The sequence below is a fragment of the Herbaspirillum frisingense GSF30 genome (assembly GCF_000300975.2).
Classification (GTDB): Bacteria; Pseudomonadota; Gammaproteobacteria; order Burkholderiales; family Burkholderiaceae_D; genus Herbaspirillum; species Herbaspirillum frisingense.
Map to the genome: position 1 here is coordinate 64958 of NZ_AEEC02000004.1, position 11946 is coordinate 76903.

Genomic DNA, 11946 nt, shown 5'->3' on the forward strand with positions numbered 1-11946 from the left:
CGGCGCCATGCCACTTGCGATCGAGGGGCAGGAGAACCCATGAAAAAACGCATTCCGCCGGCTATCTTCATCTTCATTGCGATGCTGCTGGGCATCCTGGTCGGCTACCTGATCTTCAGTCATCTGGACAAGGCCCAGGCCAAGGAACTGGCCGGCTACATCTCGATTGCTTCCGACCTGTTCCTGCGCCTGATCAAGATGGTCATCGCGCCCCTGGTGTTTTCCACCCTGGTGGTGGGCATCGCCCATATGGGTGACGCCAAGTCGGTCGGCCGCATCTTCGGCAAGTCGCTGGCCTGGTTCTTCATCGCCTCGCTGGTCTCGCTGGCACTGGGCATGATCATGGCCAACCTGCTGCAACCGGGCGCGGGCGTGGCACTGCCACCGCCTGACGCGGCTGGCGCCGGCCTGGCCACGGGCAAGTTCACGGTCAAGGAATTCTTCAACCACCTGGTCCCCAAGTCCATCGTCGAGGCCATGGCCCAGAACGAAGTGCTGCAGGTGGTGGTGTTCTCGATGTTCTTCGGTATCGCCCTGGCGTCGCTGGGCGAGCGTGGCAAGCACCTGCTGGCGGTGATCGACGATCTGTCGCACACCATGCTCAAGATCACCGTCTATGTCATGAAGTTTGCCCCAGTGGCGGTGTTTGCGGCGATGGCGGCGACTGTGGCGGTCAATGGCCTGGAGATCCTGGTCAGCTTCGCGGTCTTCATGCGTGACTTCTATTTCTCGCTGGTACTGTTGTGGGCCATCCTGATCGCGGTGGGCTTCGTGTTCCTGAAGAAGCGCATCTTCCGCCTGCTGGCGCTGATCAAGGAAGCCTTCCTGCTGGCTTTCGCCACGGCCAGCTCGGAAGCTGCCTATCCCAAGCTGCTCGATGCGCTGGACCGCTTCGGCGTCAAGCGCAAGATCTCCAGCTTCGTCATGCCGATGGGGTATTCCTTCAACCTCGATGGCTCGATGATCTACTGCACCTTCGCCACGCTCTTCATCGCCCAGGCCTACGGCATCCACCTGCCGATCTCGACCCAGATCACCATGATGCTGGTGCTCATGCTGACCTCCAAGGGCATCGCCGGCGTGCCGCGTGCCTCGCTGGTGGTGATCGCCGCGACTCTGCACCAGTTCAACATCCCCGAAGCGGGCCTGCTGGTGATCCTGGGTATCGATACCTTCCTCGACATGGGACGCTCGGCCACGAACGCCGTGGGCAACTCGATTGCCTCGGCCGTGGTCGCCAAGTGGGAAGGTGGGCTGCTGAGCGAAGAAGAAGCGGCGCGTGCCGAAGCCGAGATCGAACAGGAAGCCGAAGCCACGCTGCACAACGAAGCCTGATCAACCGCGGTTTAGAGAGGTGAATGCAATGCCGTCCAGTCTGTCGCTGGACGGCATTGTTCGTTTCAGGCCGGCACGGCTTCCTGCTGCTTGACCGCGACCCACTCCTGCAGGGTGATCTCGATGGTGATGAAGGACAGGTTGGCACCGCGCACGAAGCGGCCGGCGAAGATCTTGCCGTCAGTGTCGGCCACCACGCCCTGTAGGGGATGGGGATTGCCCTGGCCATCGGAAAAGCCGATCTCGCCGAAGACATTGAGGATTTCCACACCCGGTCCGTTGATCTCCATCTCGCGTGGGCCGTTCGGGGTGGCGTATTGCAGGTGGGCATCGATCAGGCTGCCGATGGCGCCGCGCACGATGGCGGTCTTCATGCCGTGCTGGCGGCACAGCGCTTCCACGCTTTCGGTCAGGTCCTGGTTGGGTTTGAGGCGGGCCATCACGAGCTTGCCGAGGCGGCCTTCTTCTACGTGGATAGGGGGGGTATGGTCGTCGCGTGTCGTAGTGTCGTTGGCGTGGAGAGTCATCATCATTCCATGGGTGTCGGATGCAATAGACTGAAGTGCGTCTCTTCATCGCTGTTGACGACGAAGGCGCCCCGGGAGAACAAGCAAAGGCGGATGATGAGCGGATCGTCGCCCACTTCCACCGTATCGAGCAGGAGATGGCCGCCGTGGAGGGCGCCGTCACCGTCGATGAATCCTGAATGGCAATGCAGTAAAACCTTTCCGTCCTGGTTCTGGCCCACCGTGATGGCGCCGGTGATGAAGGTGATCACCCCTTCGAGCACATGCGGCGGGCCGTAGTCATAGGGACGGCTGGCGTCCCCGGTATGTTCGATGCGGTGATAGTGCAGCCGCCGTGCCGTGCCACCGCACATGCGGCCCACGCCGCCGCGCTGGCCATAGCGCGCCAGCACGCTTCGCAGCGACTCGCCCACGGAGCTGCCCGGTTGCAGCGTGATGCGCAGTTCCTCGGCCGGGTCGGCCTCCAGGTCCAGCGTGCGCGGATAGCTTTGCTGGCCTGCGTGCAGGAACTTGCGTACCTCGACGAAACCGGTGCCGGCCGCGGCCTGGGCGGTCTTGTTCGTCAGCTTCATAGGCGGTATTCCCCCTGTTCTTCCAGCAGTGCCTTGATCTGTTTCTTGACGATCTTGCCGTAGCCGGACTTGGGCATGTTGTCCCAGTAGACGAAGCGGCGCGGCCACTTGTACTTGCCGATGCGCTCTTCCAGGTGCGCCAGCAAGGCGGCGCTATCGACCTGCTGCCCCGCCTTGCAGACGATCACCGCCAGGCCGCTCTCGCCCCACTTGGGGTCGGGCACGCCCAGCACGGCCACCTCCGACACGGCCGCGTGCGTGAGCAGGGCTTCCTCGATCTCGCGTGGATAGACATTGGAACCGCCCGAGATGTACATGTCCGAAGAACGGCCGGTGATGTAGAGGAAACCATCCTTGTCCACATGACCGAGGTCGCCGGTATGGAACCAGTCATGCTTGAAGGCCTTGGCATTGGCGTCCGGATTGTTGTGGTATCCCATGAAGACGGCCGGTCCGCGCACGCAGATTTCACCGGTCTCGAAGGGCGCCAGTTCCTGGCCGTCGTCGTTGAGGATGGCGATCTGCATGCCGGTACGCGGCATGCCGCAGGTGCCGACCCGCGCCTGCGGATGGGCGTCGTCGTCGAAGTGCAGGTAGGGCGGCAGGAAGGTGATGTTGCCGGTGACTTCGCCCAGGCCGTAATACTGCACAAGCACCTTGCCCAGTTTTTTCAGCGCATACACCTGGTCGGCGCGGTACATGGGTGCGCCGGCGTAGATGACGTGCTTCAAGGATGAGTGGTCGTAGCGATCCACCGATTCATCCTCGACCAGGATCTTGACGATGGTGGGGACCGTGAAGAGATTGTCCACCTTGTACTTTTCCACCAGCTGCCAGGCTTCCTCGACCACCAGCCGTTCGGACGACAGCAGGATGCTGGCCGCGCCACGCGCGGTGTTGATGACGGCGTGGATACCGGCACCGTGCGACAGCGGTGCCACCACCAGCGAACGCGATTGATGGTTCAGGCCCGGCATCAGGTCGGCCAGGTGGTTGGTTACCACGAAGGCCATCTGGCCGTGCGAGAGCACGCCTGCCTTGGGATGACCGGTGGTGCCGGAGGTATAGAAGAACCACATCGGGTCTTCGTAATCGACTTCCACTTCGCGGAAGCTCTCCTGGCCCCCCTCGGCCACCAGTGCCTCGAAATCCAGTTCGCCGGGGCGCGCATCGGCCAGGGCGATGACGTGCTCCAGTGCCGGCGAGGCTGCCTTGACGGCATCCACGTAGTTGGAAAAACCACGGTCGTAGAGCATCACGCAAGCGCCGCTGGACTGGCCCAGGTAGGCCGCTTCAGGCGGTGTGATGCGGAAGTTGGTCGGGACCCAGACCATGCCCATCTTGAAGGCGGCCCAGGCGCTCTCGAAAATCTGCTGGTTGTTGCGCGAATGGACCAGCATCTTGTCGCCCTTCTTCACACCCCGGCGGGTGAGGGCGTGGGCCAGCGCATCGACGCGGTCGTTGATCTGCTTCCACGAGATGAGCCTGTCGCTGCCATCGGCATTGCCCTGCGACAGGATCAGACCCGGCTCATCCGGAAAACGGCGCGCCACGTCCGACAGCAGGCGGCCCAGGTTCATCACTTTCGTTAACATCGTCTCACTCGTCCCGATTCGTTCTAATGGAAATTGGCGTGGCGCTTCGTTCTTGTTCTTCTTGATACTTCATGTTCCTGCGCGTCGTTCGCTGGTGCTGCGAACGACGCCGTACTGCAACCTTCAGCCTGCGATTTGCAGCTGCAATCAGTTCACGCGTTCCAGGATGCTCACATAGTTGGCCACGGCCGCGCCGCCCATGTTGAACACACCCGCATAGCGCGCATTGGCGATCTGCATGTCGCCAGCATCATGGGCCGCCTGCATGGCGGCCATCACGTGCATCGAGACACCGGTGGCGCCCACCGGATGTCCCTTGGACTTCAGGCCGCCCGACGGGTTGACCGGCAGCTTGCCATCCTTGGCGGTAATGCCCTCGGCAATCACGCGCGCGCCCTGGCCGTGCGGGGCCAGGCCCATGGCTTCGTATTCCAGCAGCTCGGCCACGGTGAAGCAGTCATGGGTTTCCACCAGGGACAGATCATTGAGCGACAGTCGGGCCTGGCCCAGCGCATTCTTCCAGGCCAGTTCGGCGGCTTCGAAGCGGGTCGGGTCGCGGCGCGACAGCGGCAGGTAGTCGTTCACATGCACTGCTGCGCGGAACTGCACGGCACGCGGCATGGACTTGGCCACGTCGGCGGCACTGATCACCAGGGCGGCGGCACCGTCCGAGATCAGCGAGCAGTCGGTACGCTTGAGCGGGCCGGCCACGAACGGGTTCTTCTCGGAAACGGTACGGCAGAAATCGAAGCCGAAGTCCTTGCGCATGTGGGCATAGGGATTGGACAGGCCGTTCTTGTGGTTCTTGGCGGCGATCATGGCCAGTGCGTCGGACTGGTCGCCAAAGCGGTCGAAGTAACTCTGCGCGATCTTGCCGAACACGCCTGCGAAACCACCGGGGATGCCCGCTTCTTCCTTGGCGTAGCAGGCCTTGAGCAAGACCTCGCCGACCTGTGGGGTCGCCAGTTCGGTCATCTTCTCGAAGCCGATCACCAGCACGTGTTTCGATTCACCCGCCTTGATCGATTGCAGGCCCGAATGGATTGCCGCCGAGCCGGTGGCGCAGGCATTCTCCAGGCGTGTGGCCGGCTTGAAACGCAACTGCGGCAGTGCATTCATGACCAGCGACGAGGGGAAGTCCTGGTACAGGAAGCCGGCATTGAAGGTGCCGACGTGGACGGAATCGATGTCTTCCGGTTGCAGACCGGCATGTTCGATGGCGGCCTTGGCGACCTGGCCGATCAACACTTCCGGATCGATGCCGTCGAGCTTGCCGAATTGGGAATGGTGCCAGCCGGTGATGCAGGGTGAGGATGCAGAAGCAGTCATGGTGTGTCCTTGTAAGACTTGGTCGGTGGAGCCTGGTCGCTCCGGTTCACACGGGGGCAATATGCAAATTCGGTGCCAATGTCTTCCACTGCCGTGCCAATGCGATTGCCACGTGCAGCAAGCTCGTCGCCATCGCCATGCGATTGCCACAAGAGTGAGGTGCCACTGGTCGCCGACGGCCGCAGGCGGGGGGTGCCCCCTGCCCGGGCCGGCCTCTTGCCCGTCTCCTGAAAGCTCGACGCAAAGGCGCGCCGGCTCTCGCTTTGTTGTTGATTCTGATGCGGTGTTGCGTCGTCAATAAGATCGACCACGGGGCGGCGCTGAATCCTGCAGGGCAGGAAACCGCTACGCCAGCGACCGACCGGATGAAGATAGCACGGACTTTACGTTAACGTAAATCATTGCGCCGCAACACAAAACAATTGCCCGGCAGCAGCGTCTTCGGGTGTCGACACCTGCGACATCCCTGCGACAGGTTGGTGACAGCGCATGCGACAGGTGTCGCAGCAGGGCGGTATCAAATAAATTGCAGGCGGTGCCGCCCCTGCCCTTGTCCTGCGCAGCCTTTATCGCAGAGAATACAGGCGCAATGCAGATGACCATGAGGGACATCGCCATCGCGTCGGCCCGCTCCGACGGCTTGGCATCCTAATTGCTCTATCGATGCATGGGCAGTGTTGACAACCCGGATACAGGGGGCTGCACGCCAGGATTTCGCGGCAGCTGAGTGGCACCGGAATCAGCAGATTCATAAATACAAACAGACAAACAGGAGACAAGACAGATGGATCAATCCACTGGTAAATTCACGCGCCGTCATTTTCTGAAGACCGCCTCGGTGGCCTCGGCCGCTGCCGCGACCGGCATGGTGAGCACTTCCGCCCATGCGGCCGAGTTCACCTTCAAGTACGCCAACAACCTGCCGGTGACCCACCCGATGAATGCACGCGCCAAGGAAATGGCCGCTGCCATCGCCGAGCAGTCCAAGGGGCGCATCGAGCTGCAGCTCTACCCCAACAACCAGCTGGGTACCGATACCGACATGCTCTCGCAGGTGCGTGCCGGTGCCATCGATTTCTTCACCCTCTCGCCGCTGATCCTGGGTACCCTGGTGCCGGCCGCGCAGATTTCCGGCATCGGCTTCGCCTTCAAGGATTACAGCCAGGTCTGGCCGGCCATGGACGGTGAACTCGGCGCCCATGTGCGCAAGCAGATCGAAGCCAAGTCCACCCTGTTCGCCTTCGAGAAGATCTGGGACAACGGCTATCGCCAGATCACCAACAGCACCCGTCCCATCAAGGTCGCCGACGACCTCAAGGGCATGAAGCTGCGCGTGCCGCCGAGCCCGCTGTGGACCTCCATGTTCAAGGCCTTCGATGCGGCGCCGACCTCGATCAACTTCGCCGAAGTGTATTCGGCCCTGCAGACCAAGATCGTCGAAGGCCAGGAAAACCCCATGGCCATCATCTCCACGGCCAAGCTGTACGAAGTGCAGAAGTACTGCTCCATCACCAACCACATGTGGGACGGTTTCTGGTTCCTGGGCAACAAGAAGTCCTTCGAACGCCTGCCCAAGGACCTGCAGGACATCGTCACCCGTGCCATCAACGAAGCCGGCATGAACCAGCGCGCCGACGTGCGCAAGCTCAACGACTCGCTGGTCGAGGAAATGAAGGGCAAGGGCCTGGCCTTCAACAATGCCGACGCCGACTCCTTCCGCGCCAAGCTGCGCAGCGCCGGCTTCTACGCCGAATGGAAGAAGAAGTTCGGTGACGAGCCCTGGGCGCTGCTGGAGAAGTACACCGGCAAGCTGGCCTGACGCACCGTCCGGCCTGAATGGACGACGCCACCGCCCATCCCGGGCCGTGGCGCCGTCCGCCCCGACTTTTTTCGCTGGAGCTTGATGATGGAAGCTGCAATGACTTACCGCGCCCCGGTCAACATGAATCCGTTTGCGCGCGCACTGGTGGGCTTGAATCGCATGGTCATGCATGTGGTGGGCGCGCTGGCCGCCTGCCTGGTACTGGCCGAGACGATCGTGCTGCTGACCGGCGTGATCTACCGTTACGCACTGCATGACCCCCTGGTCTGGTCCGATGAACTGGCCTCGATCCTCTTCATCTGGCTGTCCATGCTGGGTGCCGTGCTGGCCCTGGACCGCGGCGAGCACATGCGGCTCACCGCCATCATCAACAAGTGTTCCGAGAAAGGCCGCATCTGGCTGGAAACGGTGGCGGCGCTGGTGGTCTGCATCTTCGTATTGATGGTGATCCACCCGGCACTGGACCATGCGGTCGAGCAGATGCCCATCACCACCCCGGCCCTGGAAATTCCCGACGGCCTGCGCGCTGCCGCCTTGCCGGTGGGCGCCATCCTGATGCTGCTGGCGGCCGTCTCGCGCATGGCCGCCCTGACCACCATGCGCCTGCTGCTTTCGGCGCTGGCGGTGGTGGCCGTGATCGCGGGTGCGCTGTGGCTGGCGCAGCCGGCCCTGATGGCCATGGGCAACTACAACCTGATCGTGTTCTTCGTGCTGCTGATTGGCGTGTGCGTGGCTGGTGGCATCCCCATCGCCTTCGCCTTCGGTACCGCCACCATGGCCTATCTCGCCCTGGCGACCAATGCGCCGCTGATGATCGTGGTCAGCCGCATGGACGAAGGCATGTCCAGCCTGATCCTGCTGTCGGTACCGCTGTTCGTGCTGCTGGGCTCGCTGCTGGAAATGTCGGGCCTGGCCAAGACCCTGATCGATTTCATGGCGGCCCTGCTGGGTCACGTGCGCGGCGGCCTGCAATACGTGCTGCTGGGCGCGATGTTCCTGGTCTCCGGCATCTCCGGTTCCAAGGCGGCCGACATGGCAGCCATCGCGCCGGCGCTGTTCCCCGAAATGAAGAAGCGCGGCTCCAAGCCGGAAGAACTGGTGGCCCTGCTGTCATCGTCCGGCGCCATGACCGAGACCATCCCGCCCAGCCTGGTGCTGATCACCATCGGCGCGGTCTGCAGCGTCTCGATCACGGCGCTGTTCATCGGTGGCCTGATGCCGGCGGCCATCGCCACCATCGCCATCGCCGTGGTGTGCTGGATGCGCGCCCGCCGCGAGCCGATGCCGGACGTGCCGCGCGCACCCATGTCGCTGATCATGAAGACCCTGATCGCCGCCATTCCCGCCCTGGCGCTGCCCATGCTGATCCGCGTGGCCGTCATCGAGGGCGTGGCCACGGCCACCGAGGTCGCCACCATCGGCGTGGCTTATACGGTCGTGGTCGGCCTGATCATGCACCTGTTCATGAAGCACCTGAACTTCAAGCGCCTCTATCCGATGCTGATCGAAGCCGCTGCACTCTCCGGCGCCATCCTGCTGATCATCGGCATGGCCACCGCGATGGCATGGGCGCTGACGCAGTCGGGCTTCTCCTCCAAGCTGGTGGCGTTGATGCAGGGTGTGCCGGGTGGCGGCGCCGGTTTCCTGCTCATCACCATCGTCATCTTCATCGTGCTGGGCAGCCTGCTGGAAGGCATCCCCGCCATCGTGCTGTTCGGACCGCTGCTGTTCCCGGTGGCGCGTTCACTGGGCGTGCATGACGTGCACTATGCGATGGTGGTGATCCTGGCCATGGGCATCGGCCTGTTCGCACCGCCCTTCGGCGTCGGCTTCTATGCCGCCTGCGCCATCGGCAAGGTCTCGCCGGACGGCGTCTTTAACCGGGTCTGGGGCTATCTGGCCGCGCTGGTTGTGGCGCTGCTGGTGGTGGCCTTCGTGCCCTGGATTTCCATCGGTTTCCTCTGATCCACTCACCGGTCATGCGAGCGATCAGGAAACTTCCATGATTGATTTGCCAACGACGACTTAGAACACGGCGGCCCCTTACCCCATCCCTTCCCGGGGCCGCCAACATCCACGGAGACAATATGAATCGCAATGATAGCGGCGCCCGCGTGGCGCTCGTGACGGGCGGAGCCATGGGCATCGGCGCCAGCATCTGCCAGCAACTGGCGGCCAAGGGCCACACCGTGCTGGTGGCCGACATCAACCTGCAGGCGGCCCAGCAGACTGCCGACGCGCTGGTAGCCGCCGGTCACCGCGCAGCCGCGCTGCAGATGGACCTCGGCAATCCGGAGTCCATCGCGGCCGCCTTCGCCCACATCGAGAAGGACTATGGTCGCTGCGACGTGCTGGTCAACAATGCCGGCGTGGCACGTACCTATTCCTTCCTCGATTACCCGCTCGACAACTGGCTGCAGACCATGAACGTCAATGTCACCGGCGTACTGCTGGCAGGCCAGCATGCGGCGCGTCTGATGGTCAGGAAGCAGTGGGGCCGCATCGTCAATATCTCCTCCATCTCGGGCATCCGCGCCGGGGCCGGCCGCACTGCCTACGGTACCTCCAAGGCCGCGGTCATCGGCCTGACGCGCCAGATGGCGATCGAACTGGCGCAATACGGCATCACCGTCAACAGCGTCGCTCCCGGCCCGGTCGATACCCCCATGACCCAGGCCATGCATTCCGAGCAGACCCGCGAGAGCTACTACCGCCTGGTGCCCATGCGGCGCTACGGCACCACCGACGAAATCGCCTCGGCCGTGAGTTATCTGGCCTCCGAGGAGTCGTCCTACATCACCGGCCACGTGGTACCGGTGGATGGCGGCTTCGTCGCTGGCGGCGTGCTTGAGATCTGAGGAGCGCCACCATGGACAAGCTGATGGAAGGCAAGGTCATCATCGTGACCGGCGCCGGTTCGGTGGGCGAAGGCTGGGGCAACGGCAAGGCCGCTGCCGCGCTGTATGCCCGTGAAGGCGGGCGGGTGCTGGCGGTGGATCGCAGCATCGAAGCCGCGTTGCAGACCCGCGAAATCATCCGCAGCGAGGGCGGGGTCTGTGAAGTGCTGGCGGCCGATGTCTCAAAAAGTGCCGACGTGAAGGCCATCGCCGATGCCGCGATGGATCACTTCGGCCGGGTGGATGTGCTGCACAACAATGTCGGCATCGCCGAAACCGGCGGACCGGTGGAGACCAGCGAAGAGAGCTGGAACCGCCTGGTGGCGGTCAACCAGACCAGCCTGTTCCTGACCCACAAGCATGTGCTGCCCATCATGGAAAAGCAGAAGAAGGGTGCCATCGTCAACATTTCCTCGCTGGCGGCACTGCGCTGGATCGGCTTTCCCTACCTCGGCTATACCGCGACCAAGGCCGCCATCCTGGCATTTACCAAGAACGTGGCAATGCAGTACGCGCCCATGGGCATCCGCGCCAACTGCGTGCTTCCGGGCATGATGGATACGCCCATGATCCGCGAGCCGCTCAAGGCCGCCTATGGAGGCGATATCGAAGAGATGCGCGCCAAGCGCAATGCGCAATGCCCGATGGGCTTCATGGGCGACGCCTGGGACGTGGCGCATGCCTCGCTGTTCCTGGCATCTGATAACGCGCGCTACATCACGGGACTGGACCTGATCGTGGACGGGGGATTGTCGCTGCGCTGCGCCGGATGAGTGTGAACAGTCCCTGGTTGAGCCGGTTTGTTTGTTGGCCGCAGGCGGGCGGGCGTGGAAGCAGACCTGCCGCGGTTTGAACCCGGGCGTCCAAGAGCGTCCGGGTTTTTTTATGGCGCCGTTGGCTGCATCTTCCGCCACACCTCCACCGCCGTATCGGCAAAGGTACGGATACAAGGATTGGTATTCTCCTTGTTCCAGATCACGGCGACTTCGACCACTGGCGCGTCGATCAGGGGTTTGAAGACGGTGGTGTCCAGGTGCATGGCCTGCATCGAAGTCGGTACCAGGGCTACACCCAGGCCTTCGCCGACCAGGTTGACGATGGTCTGCTGCAGATTGGCTTCCAGCACGATGCGCGGACGGAAACCCCGCGACTGGCAGTGGTTGATGATGAGGTCGAATACCACCGGCGCGATCGTACGGGGGATGCTGACGAAAGGGTCATCCGCCAGTTCTGCGGCGGAGATGGCCTCCTTGCCGGCCAGGCGATGCTCGCGGGGTAGCACCGCCAGCAGGGGCTCGGCATAGATGGTGTGGCTGTCCAGGCGGCTACAGTCCTCCGGGCGGTACATGATGCCCACATCCACCTTCTCATCCTCGATGTCGGTGGCCAGCAGGTTGGGGACGTATTCGGTCAGGCGCATGTCCACCTCGGGATAGGCGGCGGAATAGTGGCGCGTCACCGACGGCAGGATGTTGTAGGCCGAGGACATCATGAATCCCACCTTCAACGCACCGCTCTTGCCGGTGCTCGATGACGAGACATTACGTTTCGCCCGTTCCAGTGCCTTGAAAATTTCTGTGGTGTCGCGATAAAAATATTTGCCGGCCGAGGTCAGCTGGATGGCTCGTTTGCTGCGGTCGAACAATTGCGCGCCCAGCTCCCTTTCAAGGGCCGCAATCTGGCGTGTGAGCGGCGGTTGCGAGATATGCAGCAGCTCCGCCGCGCGTCCGAAATGCAGGGTTTCTGCTACGGTGCGGAAATAGGTGAGGTGTCTCAACTCGATCATTTGATACCTTCAAGGTATTGATTCTGTCTGTACATTGTATTGGAAGTCATGGGTTTGTCTGGCTATTCTTTGCCGCAGACGTG

Annotated in this window: 10 protein-coding genes; 5 read left to right on the plus strand and 5 right to left on the minus strand. The window is 62.7% G+C overall.

Annotation, left to right across the window (positions count from 1 at the left end; genetic code table 11):
* Positions 1–39: 39 nt before the first annotated feature.
* Positions 40–1335: a dicarboxylate/amino acid:cation symporter gene (locus HFRIS_RS04190; RefSeq protein WP_006461993.1), complete on the plus strand. Its 1296-nt coding sequence runs from the start codon at positions 40–42 to the stop codon at positions 1333–1335.
* 65 nt (positions 1336–1400) lie between these two features.
* Here the strand turns inward: HFRIS_RS04190 and HFRIS_RS04195 are convergent, their stop codons facing one another.
* The 4 genes from HFRIS_RS04195 to HFRIS_RS04210 all read right to left on the minus strand — a co-directional run bounded on the left by HFRIS_RS04195 (position 1401) and on the right by HFRIS_RS04210 (position 5358).
* On the minus strand, positions 1401–1862 hold the full coding sequence (locus tag HFRIS_RS04195) for a PPC domain-containing DNA-binding protein (protein ID WP_077234773.1): 462 nt from the start codon (positions 1860–1862) through the stop codon (positions 1401–1403).
* A gap of 2 nt (positions 1863–1864) precedes the next feature.
* On the minus strand, positions 1865–2434 hold the full coding sequence (locus HFRIS_RS04200) for a PPC domain-containing DNA-binding protein (RefSeq protein ID WP_006461995.1): 570 nt from the start codon (positions 2432–2434) through the stop codon (positions 1865–1867).
* Positions 2431–4029, minus strand: coding sequence for an acyl-CoA synthetase (locus HFRIS_RS04205; RefSeq protein ID WP_039874336.1), 1599 nt, complete (start codon positions 4027–4029; stop codon positions 2431–2433). Before HFRIS_RS04205 ends, HFRIS_RS04200 begins: the two co-directional genes overlap by 4 nt.
* 147 nt (positions 4030–4176) lie before the next feature.
* Positions 4177–5358: an acetyl-CoA acetyltransferase gene (locus tag HFRIS_RS04210; protein WP_006461997.1), complete on the minus strand. Its 1182-nt coding sequence runs from the start codon at positions 5356–5358 to the stop codon at positions 4177–4179.
* Between the two features lie 784 nt (positions 5359–6142).
* On the opposite strand from HFRIS_RS04210, the gene HFRIS_RS04215 reads away from it, so the two are divergent.
* The 4 genes from HFRIS_RS04215 (at position 6143) to HFRIS_RS04230 (ending at position 10850) form a co-directional block, all read left to right on the plus strand.
* On the plus strand, positions 6143–7177 hold the full coding sequence (locus tag HFRIS_RS04215; RefSeq protein WP_006461998.1) for a TRAP transporter substrate-binding protein: 1035 nt from the start codon (positions 6143–6145) through the stop codon (positions 7175–7177).
* 84 nt (positions 7178–7261) lie between these two features.
* Positions 7262–9145: a TRAP transporter large permease gene (locus HFRIS_RS04220; RefSeq protein WP_039874340.1), complete on the plus strand. Its 1884-nt coding sequence runs from the start codon at positions 7262–7264 to the stop codon at positions 9143–9145.
* 122 nt (positions 9146–9267) lie between these two features.
* Positions 9268–10038, plus strand: coding sequence for an SDR family NAD(P)-dependent oxidoreductase (locus HFRIS_RS04225; protein ID WP_006462000.1), 771 nt, complete (start codon positions 9268–9270; stop codon positions 10036–10038).
* Between the two features lie 11 nt (positions 10039–10049).
* On the plus strand, positions 10050–10850 hold the full coding sequence (locus HFRIS_RS04230) for an SDR family NAD(P)-dependent oxidoreductase (protein WP_006462001.1): 801 nt from the start codon (positions 10050–10052) through the stop codon (positions 10848–10850).
* 110 nt (positions 10851–10960) lie between these two features.
* On the opposite strand, the gene HFRIS_RS04235 is transcribed toward HFRIS_RS04230, so the two are convergent.
* The gene (locus HFRIS_RS04235) at positions 10961–11863 is read right to left on the minus strand and encodes a LysR family transcriptional regulator (protein ID WP_006462002.1); all 903 of its coding nucleotides are present in this window, start codon (positions 11861–11863) and stop codon (positions 10961–10963) included.
* Positions 11864–11946: the final 83 nt, after the last annotated feature.

Coding starts and splice junctions, on each gene's coding strand:
- HFRIS_RS04190 (WP_006461993.1), top strand. CDS start 40: ATGAAAAAACGCATTCCGCCGGCTATCTTCATCTTCATTGCGATGCTG.
- HFRIS_RS04195 (WP_077234773.1), bottom strand. CDS start 1,862: ATGACTCTCCACGCCAACGACACTACGACACGCGACGACCATACCCCC.
- HFRIS_RS04200 (WP_006461995.1), bottom strand. CDS start 2,434: ATGAAGCTGACGAACAAGACCGCCCAGGCCGCGGCCGGCACCGGTTTC.
- HFRIS_RS04205 (WP_039874336.1), bottom strand. CDS start 4,029: ATGTTAACGAAAGTGATGAACCTGGGCCGCCTGCTGTCGGACGTGGCG.
- HFRIS_RS04210 (WP_006461997.1), bottom strand. CDS start 5,358: ATGACTGCTTCTGCATCCTCACCCTGCATCACCGGCTGGCACCATTCC.
- HFRIS_RS04215 (WP_006461998.1), top strand. CDS start 6,143: ATGGATCAATCCACTGGTAAATTCACGCGCCGTCATTTTCTGAAGACC.
- HFRIS_RS04220 (WP_039874340.1), top strand. CDS start 7,262: ATGATGGAAGCTGCAATGACTTACCGCGCCCCGGTCAACATGAATCCG.
- HFRIS_RS04225 (WP_006462000.1), top strand. CDS start 9,268: ATGAATCGCAATGATAGCGGCGCCCGCGTGGCGCTCGTGACGGGCGGA.
- HFRIS_RS04230 (WP_006462001.1), top strand. CDS start 10,050: ATGGACAAGCTGATGGAAGGCAAGGTCATCATCGTGACCGGCGCCGGT.
- HFRIS_RS04235 (WP_006462002.1), bottom strand. CDS start 11,863: ATGATCGAGTTGAGACACCTCACCTATTTCCGCACCGTAGCAGAAACC.